At 30.1% G+C, this 20,310-nt stretch carries 24 protein-coding genes; 5 read left to right on the forward strand and 19 right to left on the reverse strand.

What is annotated here, in order from left to right; genetic code table 11:
* The 14 genes from AJ886_RS08130 to pseI form a co-directional block, all read right to left on the reverse strand.
* Positions 1-910: motility associated factor glycosyltransferase family protein (locus AJ886_RS08130; RefSeq protein ID WP_148124022.1), on the reverse strand; the 910-nt coding region annotated here is incomplete at its 3' end.
* On the reverse strand, positions 910-1,680 hold the full coding sequence (ptmA, locus tag AJ886_RS08135; protein WP_070286254.1) for a flagellin modification protein PtmA: 771 nt from the start codon (positions 1,678-1,680) through the stop codon (positions 910-912). The genes AJ886_RS08130 and ptmA, both read right to left, overlap by 1 nt.
* Positions 1,680-2,387, reverse strand: coding sequence for a CMP-N,N'-diacetyllegionaminic acid synthase (gene legF, locus AJ886_RS08140; protein WP_070261722.1), 708 nt, complete (start codon positions 2,385-2,387; stop codon positions 1,680-1,682). Before legF ends, ptmA begins: the two co-directional genes overlap by 1 nt.
* On the reverse strand, positions 2,380-3,285 hold the full coding sequence (gene ptmF / locus AJ886_RS08145; protein WP_070287523.1) for an L-glutamine-D-fructose-6-phosphate isomerase subunit: 906 nt from the start codon (positions 3,283-3,285) through the stop codon (positions 2,380-2,382). Before ptmF ends, legF begins: the two co-directional genes overlap by 8 nt.
* Positions 3,282-4,307, reverse strand: a complete 1,026-nt coding sequence (locus AJ886_RS08150; RefSeq protein WP_070286256.1) for a nucleotidyltransferase family protein — start codon at positions 4,305-4,307, stop codon at positions 3,282-3,284. The genes ptmF and AJ886_RS08150 overlap by 4 nt, the downstream gene beginning before the upstream one ends.
* 8 nt (positions 4,308-4,315) lie before the next feature.
* A complete protein-coding gene (gene legG / locus AJ886_RS08155; protein WP_070286257.1) occupies positions 4,316-5,470 on the reverse strand; it encodes a GDP-N,N'-diacetylbacillosamine 2-epimerase (hydrolyzing) in 1,155 nt (384 codons plus the stop codon).
* On the reverse strand, positions 5,463-6,467 hold the full coding sequence (gene legI / locus AJ886_RS08160) for a N,N'-diacetyllegionaminate synthase (protein WP_070287639.1): 1,005 nt from the start codon (positions 6,465-6,467) through the stop codon (positions 5,463-5,465). The genes legG and legI overlap by 8 nt, the downstream gene beginning before the upstream one ends.
* Before the next feature lie 57 nt (positions 6,468-6,524).
* Positions 6,525-7,646 carry an N-acetyl sugar amidotransferase gene (locus AJ886_RS08165; RefSeq protein WP_070286258.1) on the reverse strand — a complete coding sequence of 374 codons (1,122 nt, stop codon included), beginning with the start codon at positions 7,644-7,646 and terminating at the stop codon, positions 6,525-6,527.
* A gap of 65 nt (positions 7,647-7,711) precedes the next feature.
* Positions 7,712-8,473, reverse strand: a complete 762-nt coding sequence (locus AJ886_RS10345) for a 3-hydroxyacyl-CoA dehydrogenase NAD-binding domain-containing protein (RefSeq protein WP_079861573.1) — start codon at positions 8,471-8,473, stop codon at positions 7,712-7,714.
* Positions 8,470-9,090: an acetyltransferase gene (locus AJ886_RS08180; RefSeq protein WP_126215107.1), complete on the reverse strand. Its 621-nt coding sequence runs from the start codon at positions 9,088-9,090 to the stop codon at positions 8,470-8,472. The genes AJ886_RS10345 and AJ886_RS08180 overlap by 4 nt, the downstream gene beginning before the upstream one ends.
* Positions 9,050-9,193: a hypothetical protein gene (locus AJ886_RS10640; RefSeq protein ID WP_186820749.1), complete on the reverse strand. Its 144-nt coding sequence runs from the start codon at positions 9,191-9,193 to the stop codon at positions 9,050-9,052. Before AJ886_RS10640 ends, AJ886_RS08180 begins: the two co-directional genes overlap by 41 nt.
* Positions 9,194-9,197: 4 nt before the next feature.
* Positions 9,198-10,352 carry an aminotransferase LegC gene (gene legC / locus AJ886_RS08185; RefSeq protein WP_070286259.1) on the reverse strand — a complete coding sequence of 385 codons (1,155 nt, stop codon included), beginning with the start codon at positions 10,350-10,352 and terminating at the stop codon, positions 9,198-9,200.
* Positions 10,345-11,316 (reverse strand): 4,6-dehydratase LegB, encoded by a 972-nt coding sequence (gene legB, locus AJ886_RS08190; protein ID WP_070287524.1) that lies wholly within the window; start codon positions 11,314-11,316, stop codon positions 10,345-10,347. The genes legC and legB overlap by 8 nt, the downstream gene beginning before the upstream one ends.
* Positions 11,313-12,344, reverse strand: coding sequence for a pseudaminic acid synthase (pseI, locus tag AJ886_RS08195; protein WP_070287525.1), 1,032 nt, complete (start codon positions 12,342-12,344; stop codon positions 11,313-11,315). The genes legB and pseI overlap by 4 nt, the downstream gene beginning before the upstream one ends.
* 256 nt (positions 12,345-12,600) lie before the next feature.
* Here pseI and pseA point away from each other — a divergent pair, with 256 nt between their 5' ends.
* From pseA to AJ886_RS08210, 3 genes are read left to right on the forward strand one after another with little or no spacing between them, the layout of a single operon-like run.
* On the forward strand, positions 12,601-13,737 hold the full coding sequence (gene pseA / locus AJ886_RS08200; protein WP_070287526.1) for a pseudaminic acid biosynthesis protein PseA: 1,137 nt from the start codon (positions 12,601-12,603) through the stop codon (positions 13,735-13,737).
* On the forward strand, positions 13,734-14,339 hold the full coding sequence (gene hisH / locus AJ886_RS08205) for an imidazole glycerol phosphate synthase subunit HisH (protein ID WP_072225600.1): 606 nt from the start codon (positions 13,734-13,736) through the stop codon (positions 14,337-14,339). The genes pseA and hisH overlap by 4 nt, the downstream gene beginning before the upstream one ends.
* Complete coding sequence (locus AJ886_RS08210) at positions 14,340-15,086, forward strand: HisA/HisF-related TIM barrel protein (RefSeq protein WP_070287527.1); 747 nt, start codon at positions 14,340-14,342, stop codon at positions 15,084-15,086.
* On the opposite strand, the gene pseH (AJ886_RS08215) is transcribed toward AJ886_RS08210, so the two are convergent.
* The 4 genes from pseH (AJ886_RS08215) to pseF are packed head-to-tail and all read right to left on the reverse strand — an operon-like array spanning position 15,051 to position 17,652.
* On the reverse strand, positions 15,051-15,620 hold the full coding sequence (pseH, locus tag AJ886_RS08215) for a UDP-4-amino-4,6-dideoxy-N-acetyl-beta-L-altrosamine N-acetyltransferase (protein ID WP_070287528.1): 570 nt from the start codon (positions 15,618-15,620) through the stop codon (positions 15,051-15,053). The two genes, AJ886_RS08210 and pseH (AJ886_RS08215), sit on opposite strands and share 36 nt — an antisense overlap.
* Positions 15,621-15,630: 10 nt before the next feature.
* Positions 15,631-16,149, reverse strand: coding sequence for a UDP-4-amino-4,6-dideoxy-N-acetyl-beta-L-altrosamine N-acetyltransferase (pseH, locus tag AJ886_RS08220; RefSeq protein WP_070287529.1), 519 nt, complete (start codon positions 16,147-16,149; stop codon positions 15,631-15,633).
* Positions 16,146-16,970, reverse strand: coding sequence for a UDP-2,4-diacetamido-2,4,6-trideoxy-beta-L-altropyranose hydrolase (gene pseG / locus AJ886_RS08225; protein WP_070287530.1), 825 nt, complete (start codon positions 16,968-16,970; stop codon positions 16,146-16,148). The genes pseH (AJ886_RS08220) and pseG overlap by 4 nt, the downstream gene beginning before the upstream one ends.
* Positions 16,954-17,652 (reverse strand): pseudaminic acid cytidylyltransferase, encoded by a 699-nt coding sequence (gene pseF, locus AJ886_RS08230; protein ID WP_070287531.1) that lies wholly within the window; start codon positions 17,650-17,652, stop codon positions 16,954-16,956. Before pseF ends, pseG begins: the two co-directional genes overlap by 17 nt.
* Before the next feature lie 91 nt (positions 17,653-17,743).
* Between pseF and AJ886_RS08235 the strand changes: the two genes are divergently transcribed.
* Complete coding sequence (locus tag AJ886_RS08235) at positions 17,744-18,958, forward strand: DUF2920 family protein (RefSeq protein ID WP_070287532.1); 1,215 nt, start codon at positions 17,744-17,746, stop codon at positions 18,956-18,958.
* 23 nt (positions 18,959-18,981) lie between these two features.
* Positions 18,982-20,052: an acyl carrier protein gene (locus AJ886_RS08240; protein WP_070287533.1), complete on the forward strand. Its 1,071-nt coding sequence runs from the start codon at positions 18,982-18,984 to the stop codon at positions 20,050-20,052.
* On the opposite strand, the gene AJ886_RS08245 is transcribed toward AJ886_RS08240, so the two are convergent.
* Positions 20,049-20,276, reverse strand: coding sequence for a hypothetical protein (locus AJ886_RS08245; protein WP_002875378.1), 228 nt, complete (start codon positions 20,274-20,276; stop codon positions 20,049-20,051). The two genes, AJ886_RS08240 and AJ886_RS08245, sit on opposite strands and share 4 nt — an antisense overlap.
* Positions 20,277-20,310: the final 34 nt, after the last annotated feature.

The following is a 20,310-nucleotide window of genomic DNA, read 5'->3' on the forward strand; positions in this document are numbered from 1 at the left end:
TATCAAATTCCCCAAAATCATGATTAAAAAATTCTGCTGTAATGGCTTTTCTTTCAAGCATACAAACATAATCAGGCTTTATACCATGCTTAGCTAAAATAGGATAAGAAGAATCCGCACAAAAAATCGTAGCTTTATTAGCATATTTTTTTAATAAAGGAAGTTGTTTGGTAAGAGATGGCCCTGTAGAAACAATAATAGCTGTATCACTTAAATTCTTTCTTTTAGAAAGTAATTCTGTATAACTAGGATGAGTGATCATTTGAGGAAGATTATAAACAAATTGTTCTATGCCTTGAAGGGCATCAAGTGGATCATTGCCATTTCTTAAAATGATATTTTTAAAAGTTTCTGCTAGTTTATGATTGATTTTTAAAACATCTTCATGAAATCTTTCATAATAATTACTCATCAGTTCTAAAAAATAAATTCTAGAAAATTGAAAGAAAGGTTTGCTAGAACAAAAATCAGAAAAAAATTCTATATCTAAAGAACTAGTTTCTAAAATCATCAATCTTGAATTTTGTAATTCATTTGAAAAATCTAAGATATGAAACATCACCCAAATGATTTCTATATCTTTTTCAAAAACAACAATATGTTGATGATTTTTATTTTGCAATAAAGCTTTAAATAAAATTCCATTTCCAAAACCATAAAAATACAATACAGGATAAAGTAGATATTTATCATTATAAGTGTTTAACATAGTGTTTAATTCATCAATAACATTTTCATAAAGAAAAGTATTATCACTTGTATCTTTTAGATTGATATCAAGATTATCTTTACCTAAGATAAGTTCAAATTTACTAGATTTGATTTCTTTTAAACTTTCTTTTAAAAGAATATTGCTTAAAGCCTCAATGTTTTTGTTAAAGAGTTCTTTTTGGGTAGGGGTGAAAGTCATCATAAACCCCATCCATCATCTACTACTAAGGTTTGTCCTGTGATAAATTTACTCTCATCACTAAGCAAAAATACCAAAGTTCCGCATACATCATCTGCATCTAGCATACCCTTACTCGCACAACAATTTCTATAAGCTTTTAAAAAAAGTTCGTTTTGATTGTCTAAAATTCCCCCGCTTGCTAGGGTATTAACACGTATGTTTTGATTAAAAAGCTCTTTAGCTAGCCAAGCGCCCATGTGATTAATCCCTGCTTTTATCACGCTATATTCTAAAGAGCTTTGCATAGAAGTGCCTTTATAGTTTTCAAATTTTGGCGCATAAACTCCCATGATGGAGCTAAGATTGATGATATTGCCATGACCTTGTTTTTTAAAAAATTTCACAAATTCTTGAGCTGCCAGCATAAAACCTGCTAAATGTAAATTTAAACTTTCACAAATTTGTTCGTATTTGAGTTCATAATAAGGCGTTTTACCCCAATCTTTACCAAAAGGATAGCTTGAATTGACAAAAGCATCGATTTTACCGTATCTTTCATGGCTTTTTTGAAGGGCGGTTTGTAAGCTTTCTTGTTTGGTGATGTCAAGTTCTAAGCTTAAAAGTTTTGTTTTAAAATTTGTTTCTAAATTTTCTTGCAGTTCTTTTAAGCGTTCTTTGTTGATATCTGCGAGTATAGGGATACCTTTGCTAAGAAGTATTTTTTGACAAAGCGCTTTACCTATGCGTCCACAAGCTCCTGCTACAAAGATGATCTTATTTTCAAGCATTAAAAATCCTTTGGCGATAAATTTTTTAAAGAGATCAAAAACTCTACGATTTTAAAATCAAGTTCACTATCTACATCAAAAGCCGTGCTTTCATCCATCACAAAAAGCCCTGTTTTTTCTCCAAAAACACTATCATTTTCTAAAAGATAATCCCTTTTGAAGATATAAATACTAGCGTTCATATCGTAGCATTTTGGGGCACTTTGGCGGGTAGTAAAATTTCCTTCTTTGGATTTTACTACCTTGTTATTTTGTATTTCTATGAGATTAAAATAAGGATTGCGTCTAGCTGGAACTGCGGTAATGAGATTGGAATTATCATTTTTAACAAAACTTTCATAAGCTTTTTTTATATCAAGGCTTGAGCGTAGTGGAGCTGAAGCATCTAAGTCTATGAGAGTTTCAAAACGCGTTTTAAAGTGCTCTTCACTTCTTAGCAAGGCATCACGCATAACAGGAAGTTTTGCGGCCTGATCATTGGCAAGATGGGCTTCTCTTTTAAAAAAAACTTCAGCACCGTATTTTTGAGCTACACTTGCGATTTCATCACTATCAGTACTTATGACTATGTGTTTAAAAAGTTTTGAATTTTGAGCTTGTATGATGCTATAAGCTATCATTTCAATTTCGTTAATCTTTCTAATATTTTTGTTTTTAACGCCTTTACTTCCACCTCTAGCACAAATGGTGCATAAAATTTCAGCCATTTTTTTTCCTTACTTCATCGCAAAGTTCAAGTACTTTTAAAGCTTGCTTAAGATCGCAAAGTTCTTTGTCTTTTTCAAAGATTGCTTGATGTAAATTTTGAAGAGTTTTTATCGTATCGTTTTCAAAATTTAAGATTTTTTGACTTTGATCTTTGTGATAAATTTCGATTTTATTGTTTATTAAATCGGCTTTAAAGCTTTTTTCTAAAGTATGAATGGTAATTTCTCTTTTGTTAAATTTAGAAAAATAGCCTAATTCTATATGAATTTTAGCTTCTTGTGAATTTTTTAAAACCAAAAAGGCAAAATCATCGCTTGTTATGTCAAGCTCTGAAATTTTAGCATTTTGGGAGTGCTCAAGCTCTAAGTTTCCAAAAAGAAAAAAGGCTAGATCGATTTCATGAGAAAGATCGAGTAAAACCCCACCACCTAGCTCTTTTTTAGCGCTGTAATTTTGCCTGTAGTCTAAAGCCCTCCAATGGGGCAAATAAGAATTACAAACCAAACTAGCAAAATAATTTTTTTCCTCTTTTAAAAGCTTTTTTAAAGCCACAATCACAGGATGAAAACGTAGTAAATACGCCACATAAATGTGATTTTTTGAGCTTGTGAAATTTTGCACCTTTTCAAATAAAGGTTTTTCTACGAGTATGATTTTATCTTTTACAAGCTCATTTAAAGTTTTTAAGGTGTTAAAATGCTCTGTAGTGATATTTGCGATGATAAAAAGATCAAATTCGTTTAAATCACATTCTTTTAAAGAGCGATAAATTGGAGTTTTTTCAAACTCTTCTTTTTTAGCACTTAAAGAAAGCAAACTTACTTCATACTTTAAATTTTTTAAGGCTAAAAAATGCTTTTTTCCTATGCTTCCAAGGCCTATGATTAAGATTTTCATTTAAAATCCTCATTGGCTTTTAAAAACTCATCTGGCCTTCCAATGTCAATCCAATAATCATTGATGATATAGGTATTTACCTTGCCTTTTTGTAGAGCGAGTTTGATGAGTTCGGGCATGTCTAGGTATTCGTTTTTAGTAATTAAATTTAAAATTTCATTTTCAAGTACATAAATTCCTGCACTTACTAGAAATTTTTGAGTAGGTTTTTCTTCTATATTTTCTATAAAACCTTGCTTTTGAGTGATCACTCCATAAGGAATTTGTTGCTCAAACTCACGCACGCAAACGCTCATTAAAGCTTTTGATTTTTTATGCGCTTTTAAAAGATCATTAAAATCAAGCTCGGTTAAAATGTCTGCATTCATAACAATAAAGCTTTCTTTAAATTCTTGTTTTATAAGGCTTAAAGCCCCTGCTGTGCCTAGTTTTTTACGCTCTTTAATATAAGAAATTTTAACCCCAAATTTTTGTCCTTTTTGAAAATAATTTTCTATGATTTGTTTTTTATAATTCACACAAAAGATAAAATTTTCAAAATTTTGATTTTTAAATCTTTGGACTATGCTTTCTAAAATGGGTTTTTTGCCTACTTTTAACATAGGTTTTGGAGTATCTTTAGTCAGCTCTTTTAAGCGAGATCCTAAGCCTCCAGCCATGATGATAATGAAGTTTGGATTGGATTTTAAAAGTGATGAGATAGATTTTATAGAAAGGATTTGCTCTTTTTCATCTAAAACAGGAAAGTCATAAATATCGGTTTTAGCAGAAATTTTTAAAAGCTGTTCTTTGCTTGTGTTTTCTTTTATGGTGATGGGATTTTTAGTGTAAATATCCTTGATACTATCTTTTAAAGTTTTGCCACCAATTAAAGCTTTTCTGATGTTTGAATCACTAATGACTCCTAAAAATTTATCCTTTTTATCAACTATAATGCCTAGTCTAACACGTTCTTGCCCGACTATTTTTAAAGCTTCTTCTATGCTTGAATCAGGGGTGAGTTTGAGTTTGTTTATATTCATACTAAGCCTTATAAATCGATGAAATTTTTATGTAAAATTGTATCTAAATTTACATTTTTTAGGTAAGTTTTTATGATTTTATTGGGATTTTTATTATTATCATAAGGGTTTTTGAAATTTTTTAATTTTTGCTTAAATTCTTTGCTTTCTAATTTTTCAAAAGCTTGATCAAGAGCATTAATTTCACAATCAATGATATTTTGAGTTCTTAAACGCCCTTTTTGTCTATCGCCTATATTAATGCAAGGAGTTTTAAAAAAAGGGCTTTCGCTAATACCACTTGAAGAATTGCCTATCATGGCCTTGGCTATTTTCATAAGACTTAGGTATTTTTGTGAGCCAAGATTGTCAAAAATTTTAGCCTTGTGTGAGTTTTTTTGGCAGTAATTTTGCAAAATTTCATTGATTAAAAGTCCATTTTCATCGGCATTTGCTTTGGTAAAAATCAAACTTGCGTTTTTAAGGGTATCAAGTTTTTTAAGCAAGGTTTTAATCTCTTTTTGAGTGTTTTTTACATTTAAGGTTAAAGGATGATAAGTGATTAAGTAAAGTTCTTTATCTAATTTCATTTCTAAGGCTTTTTCTAAGTCTTTTTTGTTTAAAAAACTCATATTTTTTATGATAGTAGAAGCTAAAGAGCCTATGTTAAAAACCCTTTTTTCTTCTTCTCCAAGTTGTAAAAGCCTTTTTTTATAAATTTCATGACTTACAAAATGTAAATGTGACATTTTTGAAATGCTGTGTCTTATACTATCATCAATGGCTCCTAAAGTAAGCTCCCCACCACATAAATGCACTAAGGGTATGTGCATCAAAAGACACACACTTGCTACGCTAAGCATTTCATAACGATCACCTAAAATCACCACCATATCAGGTTTTAAGTCTTCAAAAGCTTGACTAAAAGCACTAAAGGCTAAGCTCATGCTTTTACAAAGGCTTATTTTATCATCACTTGCGAGTAATATAGGAATTTTTTTAGTGATTTTAAATTCTTTTTCTATTTCTTTATAAGTGAGTCCAAACTCAGGACTTAAATGTGCTCCTGTAGCGATGATTTGAAGGCTTAAATCTTTATCATTTTGAATTTCATGACATAAATTTCTTAAAAGATACCATTCAGCCCTTGTTGCACTGACTATACAAATCTTTCTTTTACTCACGGATAAGCTCATCTTCTTTGTAGTTTTTAGTAGCAATCTTACCCAAAAACTCTTCATATCTCATAGCACTTATACCATTTGCGGGACGTTTGGTAGTAAGATTTTCTTCGCTAAAAATTTCTCCTTTTTGTATATCTTTTTTGGCCACTAAACTTTTTCTTACTATGTTGATATTTTTTTGTTCGCTTTTACTTGCTTTTTTTATGCCATCACCCATAGCCTTTTGTATTTGTCTTATTTGAGTGCAAAGCATTTTAAGTTCATGAGGTTCTAGGCTTGCTTTATGATCAGGCCCTGGCATATTTTTATCTAGAGTGAAATGCTTTTCTATCACACAAGCTCCTAAGGCCACAGCAGCTAGAGAAATGTGTATGTCTTGAGTGTGATCAGAATAACCCACATCAAGCTTAAAAGCGTCTTTTAAGCTTTGCATGGCTTTAAGATTGACTTCATCAAAAGGGGTAGGGTATTCTGTAGTGCAGTGCAAAAGAGTGATATTTTGGCGTTTAGCGCCATTTTTGCAAAGCACATTTAAAGCTTCTTCTATCTCGCCTAAATTTGCCATGCCTGTTGAAAGTATGATTTTTTTATTAAGCTTTGCAATTTTTTTAAGATAGGGTAGATTGGTGATTTCTCCGCTTGGAATTTTAAAGATTTTTAAGCCTAACTCATTTAAAAGATCTACACTTTCAAGATCAAAAGGAGTAGAAAGAAAGGCAATATTGCATTTTTTTGCGTGTAGGATAAGCTCTTTATGAGCTTTAAGATCGAGTTCGAGTTTTTGTACCATTTGAAGCTGACTCTCATCACTAGCTGTGGTTTTAAGCTGATAGGGTGCTTTTTTAGCCTTTGTGCTGATACAGTTTTTGGCTTTAAAACTTTGAAATTTAACAAAATCAGCCCCTGAATCTGCTGCGATTTCTATTAACTTTTTAGCTAAATTTAAATCACCATTGTGATTGACTCCTGCTTCTGCGATGATTAAAGTTTTTTTCATGATTTTTTCCAAAAATTTTTTCTTTAATTATAGCATTAAAGCAAGAGTTGTTCCAAATTATTTTAAAGGATTTTTTAGCTTAAATTCTCCAAAATCATTTTTATAAAATAAATCCATATTATAGTGTTTTTCTACTATTTTCCAAAATGTAGTTTTACTAATATCTATGAAGTTGCAAAAATCTTCAACGCATTTATTGTCAAGCTTATGATCTCTTTTTTGTACAAGTTCAATAGCTTCTTTTCTGCCTAAAAGTCCATAACGCACGAAACGAGCTGTGTAATCACTCGCACAAGCATGACCAAATTTAGGGTATTTCATCCAAGCATGTAGGATATAACCTATACTATCAACTTGATCAAAATTTTCTGCACACATTGTTCTATCCCATTCGCCTTCTAGATCAGTAAAACCACGACTTTTAGCAAAAATATAATTGCTATAAGAATTCCATTTTACAAAATAACTTAGATAAATAGGGTCAAGTTTATCGAGCTTATCTTTGTTTGGATTGAAAAAGAGTTGCAAATTTTCTTCTTTGATTTCATCATCTATAAATTCATTTATATCTAAATCACTAGCTGTACCATTTAAAAATATTTCTTTGGCACTAGGAGTTTCTTTGGCATCACTACCTCCATATTCAAAGCTAACATTTTCCCCATAAACCAATAAAGGTGTATTAAATTTTAAAGCCATAGCAAAAGGATAGCTGTAAATCAACCTATCAATAAACCAAGTAGGTTTTCCATATTTTTCAAAGGTTTTTAGCATAACTTTTTTTTGAGTTTTGATATCGGGTTTTAAGCTAATGATATGACAACCAAAAGTTTCACTTAAATTTTTAAGATTTTTCTTACCCGCTTCAGTCATAGTGAAATTATCTTCAACACTAAAAAGAATAGGATTCATTCCAAGTTTTTCTTTCATAATATGCACTTGAAAATGCGAATCCTTACCTCCACTCACAGCAATAGCGCAATCATATTCAAATTTTCCATTCATTCTGCGGTATTTATCGCATAAGGCTTCAAGCTCTTTAAATCTTGCTTTATAGTCAATATTTTCTTTATTTTTATGATTGATACAAGCTGAACAGATATTTTTACCTTCTTTATCTTTTGTAAAATTAATACCAGGTCTAGTATTTGGCATCACGCAGTGATCACAATAAATCATTTCCACCCCTTCAATTTAATAAAAAGGTTAGATTATATAAAATATTAAATTAATATTTACTTATTTTATAAGATATCACTTATTTTTGTTTTATTTTTTCTACCTAAAATTCCTTTTTCTAAGGCCTTTTTAAAGATTTTTGGATGGTAAAAATTTTCATCTTCTTCTTTTAAATTCTTACAAATTTTATCACAAAGTTCTATGCCTATAGTGTCGATAATATTTAACAAATTTCTTTTTTCATAAAGCAAATCATAAACTGTTTGACATTCTTTGAAATTGTAATTGTATTTTTCTATAATTTTAAAAAACGATGAAATTTCATTGAATAAAAGTAAATTTGCTAAAGCTCCTCGATTGCCTTTGCCGTGAATGATATGAAATCCTAATTTTTTAAGATCTTTCAATGGGGTAAATCGTTCTAAATTAGAACCACAAAGTTCTATTAATTTGATATAAATAGGATTGAAAAAATGTATAAAATCGCAGTTTAAATCATCCATACCCAAAGAACTTGAATTTGAAAAAACTATATTATTATTGTCTCTAAGAATTTGTATGATTTCTTTTTTTAAATTTAAATCTTCATTTAAGCTTTCTATAGTCAAGCTATTTTTAAGATCTTCTATATGTTGGTAAATATTTATTTTTCCGGAGTTAAAATTAGAAAAATCTATTTTTCTTTGTAGAAGTTTTATTTGTTTTTCAAATTCGTATATATTGGGCTTGCTTTTACTATAAACACCTATTTCATAACCCAATAAATAAAATAAAGCACTTATTTGCCTACCCATTAAACCAAAGCCTATGATATTAATTTCTTTCATTGTTTTTTCCTTGTTTTAATTATATTTTTATGAAAAATAAGTTGATTGGATGTGTAGTTTTTGCTAATAATGCTACCTGCGCTTACTATGCAGTTATCTTCTAAGTTTACGCAAGGCAACAGGCTAACTCTAGTAGCTAAAAAACAATTTTTTCCTATGCTTGAATTTCCATTGAGTGTAGCATAAGGGCTTAAAATACTTCCTTCTCCTACCTTGCAATCATGAGCTATGCTTGAATAAATATTACAAAGCACAAAATCTCCTATATTTGAATTAGCATTAATGGTTGCAAAAGGACACACTATAACCCCTTGTCCTATTTTAGCTTCTTTTGAAATAAAAGATTGAGGATGTATAAAAGTGATAAAATTACATGATTTTTTTGAAAGTTTTAAAAGGATTTTTTTTCTTAAATTGATTTGTCCTACACCTAAAGCAAAAGATGCTTTTTGAATCAACTTTTTATCGAAATTATCTTCATTGCCTAGGTATTTTAAGTCAAAAAAATTATTTTCTTGTATATCGATATAGCCTATAATTTCGTAATTTGCATCTTTTAAATAAGAATAAAGCTCTCTAGCAAAGCCACCCGATCCTATGATGATGACATTTTTCACGCACTTCTCCTAAAAGAAGAAGTAAAAAAATCAAATCCCCCCCCGCTACTCTCATATTTTTTCTTATTAAAATTTTTTTAATGCTTTGAATTAAATTTTGCAACGCATCATTCCTTTTTATTTGCTATTCTAACGCTACTAGGTAAATTAACCAAGTGTTTTTCTAAATTTTTAGTGTTTATAAGCTCATCGCTTTGACAGTTTTGAAAAGCTTTTAAACTCGGTAAGCTTTTCCATACAGGACGGACGAAAATATTATTTTTCAAGCATTCTTCTAAAAAGATATTTCTTAAATTCTCATCCTTAAAAAGCAAGGTATTGAGCCAAAAATTGCTTTTTTCATTGCTTTTTTCGTCAACAAATTTGCATTTATCGTGATTTTTAAAAAAATCCTTGTAAATTTTAGCAAGTTCTCTTTTATTTTCTAAAAAAAGTTCCAAATTTTCAAGTCCTGCAAGCAAGATCGCTGCGTTTATATTGCAAAGACGGTAATTATAAGCCACCCTATCATGATCGTATTCGTAAGGATGAGAGATTTTGGCTGTAGTGCTAAGGTGTCTTGCAAGCTTGGCTAAATTTTCATCATCGCTTAATATCGCTCCACCGCATCCGCCTGTGATAATTTTATTGCCATTAAAACTTAAAATTCCACACTGTCCAAAAGTGCCTAAGGCCTTATTTTCATAAGTGCTTCCTAAGGCTTCTGCAGCATCTTCGATTAAAAGGATGTGATATTTTTCACAAAGCTCTTTGATGGCTTTTATATGAGCACTTAAACCAAAGGTATGCATGATAACACAAGCTTTGATGGGTTTGTGTGTAGTTTTGTTATAGCTAAGATTATCTTTTTGATAAGTTTGATTTTCTAAAAAATGCTCTAAAGCCTTAGGACTTAAACTCAGAGTGTTTTCATCTATATCTAAAAAAACGGGCTTTGCACCTGTATAAGTGATAGCATTGGCCGTGGCGACAAAACTTATGCTTTGAGTGATGACTTCGCAGTTTTCATCGATACCATTAGCTAGTAAAGCGATATGAAGGGCTGCTGTGCCTGTATTTGTAGCGACAACAAAGCGTGTTTTAGTTTTTTCTTTTAAAGCTTCTTCAAAACGCGTTACAAATTCTCCCATGCTTGAAACAAAACCACTATCGATACACTCTAAGAGATATTTTTTCTCATTGCCTATAAAACAAGGCTCATGTAGGGCGATATTTTCTTTATTAAAAAGACTTTTTATAAAAGAAATTTCTTTTTCAAACATTATAAAGCTCACTTTTATAATTTTCTAAATTTTCTTTAAAATACTCTATGCTTTGTCTTAAGCCTTCTTCTAGACTTATTTTGCTTTGCCAATTTGTAGTTTTTTTGAGCTTGCTTGCATCGCAACAAAGTCTAAAAACTTCGCTATTTTTAGGACGCAATCTTTGTTCATCTTGGATGATTTTTACTTTAGAATCTAAAATTTTTTGTATGAGATCAAGTACTTCTTGCATGGAGTATTCCGCTCCTGAGCCTATATTATAAACTTCTCCAAAATGTTTTAAGTTTAAAAGAGAGATAAAACCCTCGCAAGTATCTAGCACAAAATTTAAATCTCTTTTAGGGCTTAAATCTCCTAGTTTGATTTCCTTTGCTCCGCTTAAAATTTGTGTGATAATGGTAGGTATGATGGCTCTTGCGCTTTGTCTTGGACCATAGGTGTTAAAAGGGCGTGCGATATTGACATTTAAATTAAAAGAATTATAATAACTCAGTGCCATCATATCTGCAGCGATTTTGCTTGCAGAATAAGGGCTTTGAGGTTGCAAAGGGTGTTTTTCATCGATAGGTGCATAAAAGGCTGTGCCATAAACTTCGCTTGTTGAGGTGTGGATAAAATGTGAAATTTCATTTTTTTTAGCTGCTTCGAGCATATTTAAAGTGCCATTGACATTGGTATCCACATAGCTTTGTGGGGCTGCGTAGGAGTAGGGGATAGCAATTAAAGCGCCAAGATGAAAGATTGCGTCTATATTTTTGGTGATTTTTTCGCAAAAAAAACTGTCTCTTAAATCTCCACTTATAACTTCCATGTCTTTTAAAAAAGGACTTTTTTCTAAATGTCCCCAAAAATTAAAAGAATTATACTGACTTAAAGCTCTGACTTTAAAACCTTTTTTGACCAAGCTTTCGCAAAGATGAGAACCTATAAAACCATCAGCACCTGTAACTAAGATATTTTTCATTCAAAATCTCCTTGTTTTAAAGCATCGCCAAATTTTATATCTTTAGTGGCTTTTTTTCCCAAAAGTTCTTGATAAAATTTAGGATGTAGTCCAAAAGAAGGACGCACTGATTTTACATTTTCTTCGCTGAAAATTTCACCTTTTTTGATATTCTTACTTGCATATAAACTTCTTGCAAAAACACGGTTTTTAAGCGCCTTTTCATCTAAATCTAACTTACCATCGCCTAAAGCACTTTCGGTCTGTCTAACCGCATCTACCATAGCTTTAAATTCATCAAAATCAAGACTAAATTTATTGTCTTCACTTTCTATATTTTTATCTAACATAAAATGCTTTTCTATCACTCTAGCTCCAAGTGCTACTGCCATAACAGGAGCTAAAAGACCAAAGCTGTGATCGCTTAGTCCAACTTCAACATTAAATTTTTCTTTTAAACTTACTATACCTTTTAAATTCATATCTTCTATGGCAGCAGGATAAGCTGAAGTGCATTTTAAAAAGATGAGATCAGAATTTTTTTCTTCTTTAAAAATTTCACAGATTCTAAAAAGTTCTTCTTCTGTAGTAATGCCCGTTGAAACGATAGTAGGTTTTTTTTCTTTGGCGATTAAACGTACGAAATTTTCATCATTGGCTTCAAAAGAAGCGATTTTATAGGCTATAGGATCAAAGCGTTTTAGAAATTCTAAATCTTCTTTGGCAAAAGGACTTGAAAAACAAAGTACGCCTTCATTTTGTGCGGTTTCAAAGATTTGAGAATGCCATTCATAAGGGGTTTTTGCATTTTCATAAAGCTCATAAAGTTTTCTTTTATCCCAAAGCCCACTCTTGATGATAAAATCTTCTTTGTCGCTATTTAGCGTGAGGCTATCTGGAGTGTAGGTTTGGATTTTTATCGCATTAGCACCTGCTTTTTTGGCTGCTTTTATGCTTTTAAGTGCCATTTCAAGACTTCCTGCGTGATTTGCACTAAGTTCTGCGATGATAAAAACTTTTTTATTGGTGTTAAAATTTCCTATTTGCATGTATTTCTTTCTTTGGTAAATTTCCTAACTAAAAATAATATATAATTATATTATATATTTCTTCAATTTATATATTTATATTATATAAATATTACGACTTTGTTATGATTTTGCTTGGTTTTATTCAAAAAATGCCATAGGGATTTAAATCATAAAATTCATTCATTTTTTAATTTTTATATAATATAAATATATAAAATTATAAAATAAAATTTAATTATAACGATATATATTTAAGGCTAATTAAAGGAAATTTATGAAATTTTGCAAAAAATGTGTGATGCCAGATACTAAACCTGATTTGCATTTTGATGAAGAAGGGGTTTGCGATGCTTGCCGTTCTCAAGAAGCTAAAAATCAAAATATTAATTGGCAAGAAAGAGAAAAAGAATTTTTTGAGCTTATAAAAAAATACAAAAAACATCCTGTTTATGATTGTGTTATCGGAGTAAGTGGCGGAAAAGATTCTACTTTTCAAGTAGTTAAAATGCTTGAACTCGGACTTAATCCTTTATGTGTGTGTTTTGAGCCTAGTGTGCCTACGAAAATAGGGCGCAAAAATTTAGACAATTTAAATCATCTTGGCGTGGATTTGATCCATATCAAGCGTGATCCAAAAGTTTATCAAAAACTTGCCCGTGAAGCTTTTATAAGAACAGGGGATAATGAGTGGCAAAACCATTTGGGAATTTTTACTTCTGTTCCACGCATAGCGGTAAATTTTGGAGTGCCTTTGATCATCTGGGGAGAAAGTCCGCAGATAGAGTATGGCGGTCCTGCGAGTAGTAAAAATAAAAATATTTTAGGCAGAGAGTGGCTTGAAGAATTTGGCGGGCTTTTAGGAAATCGTGCTTCTGATATGCTTGGGGTAAATGGTATCACTGAAAAAGATTTGTTTTTATATACTTATCCAAGTGATGAAGAACTTCAAAAAGTAGGAGTTACAGGACTTTTTTTAGGATATTATTTTAAATGGGACTATAAAAAAATTCTTGAAATTTCTAAAAAATATGGTTTTTTAACTCTAGATCATCCTGTTGAGACTACTTATGAAAATTTTGAAAATTTAGATTGTTTTTCTAATCATGTACATGATTATTTAAAATACTGCAAATACGGCTTTGGTAGAGCGACAGATAATGCTTGTTTGGATATTCGTTTAGGTTATATCAGCCGTGAAGAAGGGGTGCGTTTGGTACAAAAATACGATGGCAAGCCCCCTAAAAAGGCTATTAAAAAATACCTTGAATTCAGTGGTTTTAGCGAGGAAGAATTTCAAAAAATAGTAGATTCTTTTACCAATAAAAAAATTTTTAAACGTGATGAAAATGGTAAATTTATAAGAGATTATGATGGTTCTTTGGTAAGAAAAGACGAGTGTGTTTTAAAATGATAGCGCTCATTGATTACAAGGCGGGAAATTTAAACTCCGTTGCTAAGGCTTTTGAAAAAATAGGAGCTACAAATTTCATAGCTAAAAATCCAAAAGATTTGCAAAAAGCAGATAAATTGCTTTTACCTGGAGTGGGATCTTTTAAAGAAGCGATGAAAAATTTAAAAGAACTTGGTTTTATAGAAGCTTTAAAAGAGCAAGTTTTAGTACAAAAAAAACCTATTTTAGGCATTTGTTTGGGAATGCAACTTTTTTTAGAAAGGGGTTATGAAGGTGGAGTTTGCGAAGGACTTGGTTTTATAGAAGGTGAAGTAGTCAAATTTGAAGAGGATTTAAATTTAAAAATCCCACACATGGGTTGGAATGAACTTGAAATTTTAAAACAAGAACCTTTGTATCAAGGCATAGATAATAAGAGTGATTTTTATTTTGTGCATTCTTTTTATGTGAAATGTAAAGATGAGTTTGTAAGTGCTAAAGCACAATATGGGCATAAATTTGTCGCATCTTTGCAAAAAGATCATATTTTTGCGACGCAGTTTCATCCTGAAAAAAGTCAAAATTTAGGCTTAAAACTTTTAGAAAATTTTATAAGGCTTTAAATGTTAAAAACTAGAATTATCCCTTGTGTGTTATTAAAAAATTCTCAACTTGTTAAAAGTATAGAGTTTAAAGATTTTCGCACTATAGGGCATTTAACTTCAACGATGAGAATTTATAATGCACGCAATGTTGATGAACTTATTATCTTAGATATAGATGCTTCAAAAAGCGGAGAAATAGATTTTGAAAGTATAGAAGATCTTGCTAAAGAATGCTTTATGCCTTTAACCATAGGTGGGGGGATAAAAACTCTTGAAGATATACAAAAGATTTTAAATTTAGGTGCGGATAAAATTTCTATCAATTCTAAGGCCTTAGAAGATATGGATTTTATAAGTAAAGCGGCTAATCGTTTTGGTTCTCAATGTATAGTTTGCTCTATAGATGTTAAAAGAAAAGGAGATCAACTTTGTGTTTATGATAGGGGAAATTTACTTGAAAAAAATCCTTTAGAACTTGCTTTAGAATATGAAAAAAAAGGAGCTGGAGAGCTTCTTTTAACTTCTGTGGATTTTGAAGGAAAAGCAAAGGGTTATGATTTAGAACTTTTAGAGATCTTTCAAAATAAACTTAAAATTCCTCTTATTATCAATGGAGGACTTAGCAATCCAAGTGATGGAGTTAAGGCTTTAAATTTGGGTGCTGATGCTTTGGCAGGAGCTTATATTTTTCATTTTTCTAAGTATACCCCTAAAGATATCAAAGAAGAATTAGCTAAGCAAGGCTTTGCAGTCAGATTGTTTTAGACTCATTTTTAAAATTTTTTGTTTTTTTATGAAAAATTCTTGTACAATGCTAAAACCAAATTTGCGGTGTAGGTTGATTACTTGTGTATTATTGCTAAAAATTTCCAACGAAAGTATAGGTACATTTATAATTTTAAAAGCATAATAAATGCTAATTTGTTCTAAAATTCTTCCTATGCCTAATATTTTGGAAAATGGATTAGCATAAAATCCAAAATCTATTTCATTTTCTCTGATGTAAAAATTTATATTTCCTATAATTTGACTGTCTAATATGACGCAAAAATAAGATTTTTTAGTATTATATTTGAGTTTTTTGATAAAATTTTTATGTTCTGGTTTTGATATGAAATGGGTTTGATAGAGATATTTTTTAACTTCTGGATGATTTCTATATTTTCTGATTTTTTCTTTTTCGATATAATTTAAATTGATGTAGTTTTTTAAAAGAATATTACATCGATAATCTTGCATTAAAAAAACAATATTTTTATTTTTTATATTATATTGAGTAATTTTAAAAAAATTTGTCATTAAAATATTTTTAATATTTGTATTTATCCCCCCCCCTATCCAGTTTACTTATTCTTTTTGCAAATTGCTTTTTATAGTTATAATTTTTAAGTTTTATATAAAAGATATTTTTATCTTCATCGTAAATAGTAAAATGATTTTGTTGATATAATTTTAAAGCTTTGTGATTATCTTTAAAAACATAAGCTTTAAGAGTATTTACTTTTAAGTTTTCAAAAGCGTATTTTATAATTTCATTCATTAAAATTTGTCCTACGCCTTTTAAATCAGGTTTTGCATAAAGTCCAAATTCACAAGATTTAGTTGTGATATTGACAAAATCAATCACACCGATCATCTGTTCGTCTTGAAAAACTAAAAAATATTTTTTACTAGAATCTTGATGTAAATTTTTTAAAAATCTTAAATGTTCTTCAAAATCAATGTATTTTGTTTTCATAAATTGACTGATATCGGGGTAATTACGCCATTTAAAAATCAGCTTTATTTCTTGAGAATTGAGTTCTGTGAAATTTTTAAGTTTTATCAATACTTATACTCCACTTCATAGCCTTTTTGAGCTAGCCAAGATGCTGTAAGCTCTTGATTTTTAACATAACAAATAGCTTTAAAATTTGCCTTTAAAAGTAAGGCTTCATTGACCAAAGAACTTGCACTGATGATGAGTTTATTGCTTTCATTCATCAATTTTGCAATATTTTCATGATCGATAAATAATCTAATATTACTATGTAATTTTGCAAATTTTTGCAATTTTTTAAGATTGGGATTAGAAGAGCTGGTTGCAATGCTTATGATTTTTGTTTTAGGTAATTCGCTAGCGATTTGCAAAGAAAGATTTTTTATATCAGTTCCGCCCATGCAAATGAAAAAATCATATTTTTTTTCTCTATTTTCTTTGGCTTCTTGATAAAATTCTTCTCTGATTAGGGCATAAGAAAAACCACATCTTACTTCACATTTAAAAGGTACTAAACCTTCATAATCACTTGCTTTTGAGTAAGCATTGACATTAAGTAAAATGTCACAATGATGAGGCTTTATTTCATCATCAAAGCTTAGAATTTTCGCCCCTGTTTCAAGCTTGATTAGTTTTTCATCATCTACGCTGATGCTATAGTGATCAATGATAAGAAGTTCAAATTTTTCTTCTTTGATGAGATTAATAAGCTCGTAGATACTTTCGCTACTAAGCTCATAAACAGGATAAGGAATTTCATCGATCAAAGAGCCTTCTAAAGGCAAACAAGCAAAACTTACATCATCATATTGTTTAGCTAAGATGAGATCTCTTTTAATATGACCAAAACCTATATGAATGGAGCTATCACTTCTAATAAGAACTTTCATGATTTGCCTTATAAAGTATTTTTGCAAATTCTAAATCTTGCATGGTGTCTATATCGCAAACTAAATTTCTTGGCAATACAAATACACTAGAATGAGATTTAAACATAAAATCTTCTTCAAACCAAGCTTTACTTGTACCAAAATAAAAAGCCCCTGCATCATGATAAGCTTTTGTTAAGTCTTGTGAGCGACTTTTATAATGTTTTTCATCAAACATATAAACTTGATTGTTTTTATTTAAATAAAAAGCTCTTTGTATAGGATACTCAAACTCAGTAGCGGCAAATAAAAACTTGCTTCGATTTTGGATAAATTGTTCATAGGCTTGTTTTAAAATGTCTTTATTTAACAAAGGAGCAGTAGCATAAAGACAACAGACATGATCATAAATTTGATTTTGACTTTGTAAAATTTCTATGGCATTTTGCACTACAGCAGTGCTTGAAGCATAATCATCGCTTAAATTTTTATCACGCACAAATGGAGCTTTTGCACCGTATTTTAAGGCTACTTCTATGATCTCTTCATCATCGCTTGAAAGCACTATTTCATCAAAAATACCCGAATTTAAAGCATTTTCTATGCTATAAGCGATTAAAGGTTTGCCTAGAAAATCAATGATATTTTTTCTAGGAATTCTTTTTGATCCACCACGAGCAGGGATGATACAAAGATTTTTCATAGCTAAGCCTTGTTTTTTGTGTTTTATTTTACTAAAATTTAAGTATAATTGTCTTTAAAATACAATAAAATAATACAAAGAGGGTGGAATAGTGCTCATAAATCAAACCTTTGAAATCGATTCTTGTGATGATGTAGAATTAGGTATTAAAAGAACTAGTAAGCTTGAATACCGCATAAGTTATGATGATGAAAAAGATATCAAAGCTATAGTTTTTGTCATAGGAGGCTATGGAGCTAATGCAAATATTTCTTTTTTAGATTTTGATAGAGAATATATTGCTAAAAATTTTGATGTTGTAGTGGTGCATGTTTTTTATCATTGTTTTTGTGCAAGAAAAAGTATTGATCAAAAGTACAATCCAAAGCTTATTCCTAACAAAGACGATTTAGAGCGTGTAAATAGTATTTTAAGAAATATTAATTTAGGACATTTGTTGGCTAATGAAGATAATTTTGAACAAATTATTTCTTTTATAGAACAAAGAGCTGGAGAGATTAAACAGGCAGGTTTGGTTGATGAAAGTCAAAAAATAGAACTTTTTTGCGATTTTATCCCACCTAATGGAGACTATCAAAACTATGGCATTATGGCAGCTATTGATCATATCAATGCTTTAAAAGATTTAGTGAAATGCTTTCCAAAATTTGCAGATTTACCAAAAATTTATGGGGGGGGGTCATACGGAGGATACCTATCTTTACTCATAGCAAAAATAGCTCCTTGGTATGTGGATGGTGTGATTGATAATTCAGGTGTTTGCTTACCATTCTTGGCGTGCATTTTAGGAAGAGAAATGAATCAAGGGGAATTTTATTTCGAAGGAAGTGGTCATAGACTTTATTGCTTTGTGTATAAATATTGGACTAGAAATATAAATTCTTCTTATTATTTTGGGGATGAAAATTATTTAATTAGAGCAATTTTAAATTCAAATCATCTTAAAATTCAAGCAAATATTGATAGTGATATCGTTTTTTCGAGTTATCATAGTTTGCAAGATATAGGTGCGCCAGTGCAAAACAAAATAGAGCTTTATAAGTGTTATCAAGAATTAGGCTATGATGCTACTTTGCATTTAATAAAAGATGAAAGTGATGTAGATGGTGGATTTATAAAAAGTTTAGAGCATGGGCTTAGAATGACTGATAGAGCTTTATTTAAAAAAGAACTTCCTTTAATGCTTGAAAAACTACAAGGAAAAAAATCTTTTATGCGAGAAAATTCCATCTCTTATCCTTGTGGAAATAAAATTTTTACTTTTAAAGATGTGGGAGATAAGTTTGAATTAGTCATAATAAACTAAAATAAAGACAAAGGATATATAAAATGACAGCATATTTACATATAGGAACCACCAATACAGGAAATCAAGAAAAACAAGGCTTCTTGATGCAAAACGAAGAAAAGCTTTTGCAAAAAGGTTATATTTATCCAAAAAGTCTTAGAGTGGCAAATAGACATTGGGCTTTGGTGGATATGGTTTTAGAATTGGTTCAAAAAGAAGATATTTTAAAAAAAGAGAGTGTTTTAAGTCATATTGCAAATGAAAGACTTCTTAGAACTATAGAAAATTTTAAAAGTGAAAGTACTTTACATAAAGATAAAAAATTTATTTTTTCAGCTGAGGGTATAGTTTGGGATTTTTCGACTAAAAAACATGTAGAAATTTTAGAAAAGATTATGAGAGAGTTAGGTTTTACTCAAATTTATGTTATTGTGTATTTTAGAGATATTTTAGGTTATTTAAACTCACATTGTTCTCAAGATCATAAAAACAATATGGGGTATTATTCTGCTGATTTTGCTCCGCAAGATCATCCTAGAAAATATATTTTTGACTACGAGTGGATTTGCAAAACTCATGCTGAGGTATTTGGAGAAGAAAATTTGATAGTAAGACTTCTAAGAGAGGATTATGTAGGAGGGACTTTGCTTAAAGATTTTGTTTATCATTTAGGACTTGAATGGGATGAGAGTTTTGTTTTAAAACAAACCAAAAATGAAAGTTTTAATCTTTTAGGAATGGAGCTTATGTCAAGATTAAATCAAAAAGATTTAAAGCAGGATAATCTTAATTCTTTGCTTTTTATGGCAAGAAGAAAATTTGAAGGCAGTAAAGAAAAAAGATTAAAATTTGCAGTGCAAAAAGATATTGCCAAAGCTTATGTGGATTATTTTGCTTCTTCGCTTGAATGGGTAAAAAACAAATATTTCCCGCATAAAAATTCTCTTTTTACTCCTGTAAATTGGGAAGAATATGAACAAAATTATACTTTAACTCATACACTAAGCAAAGACTGGGATGATGTGGTGGATTTTATAGCGCAAATTATTGTTTCTAAAAATGAAATCATCAGTTCTTTAAAAGAACAACTCGAACTTGCAAGGAAAGATTAGTCTTTCATTGCAATTTCAAGCATTTTCTTAATATTTTCAAAGCTTTCAAAATTTTCAGGTGTGATAAATTCTGCTTTTAAGGGTTTTTTATAAAATTTTTCTATTTCAGCAACCAAAGCCATGATATCGATACTATCGATAAAATCTTCACTTACTAGATTTTCCATACTCTCATTGATATCTGTTCTTTCTATATTGATAAAAAATTGTTTGATTTCTTGCATTTTTTCTCTCCTTTGGTTTTTTGAAATTATAAAA

Source organism: Campylobacter sp. BCW_6465, assembly GCF_001762815.1.
Classification (GTDB): Bacteria; Campylobacterota; Campylobacteria; order Campylobacterales; family Campylobacteraceae; genus Campylobacter_D; species Campylobacter_D jejuni.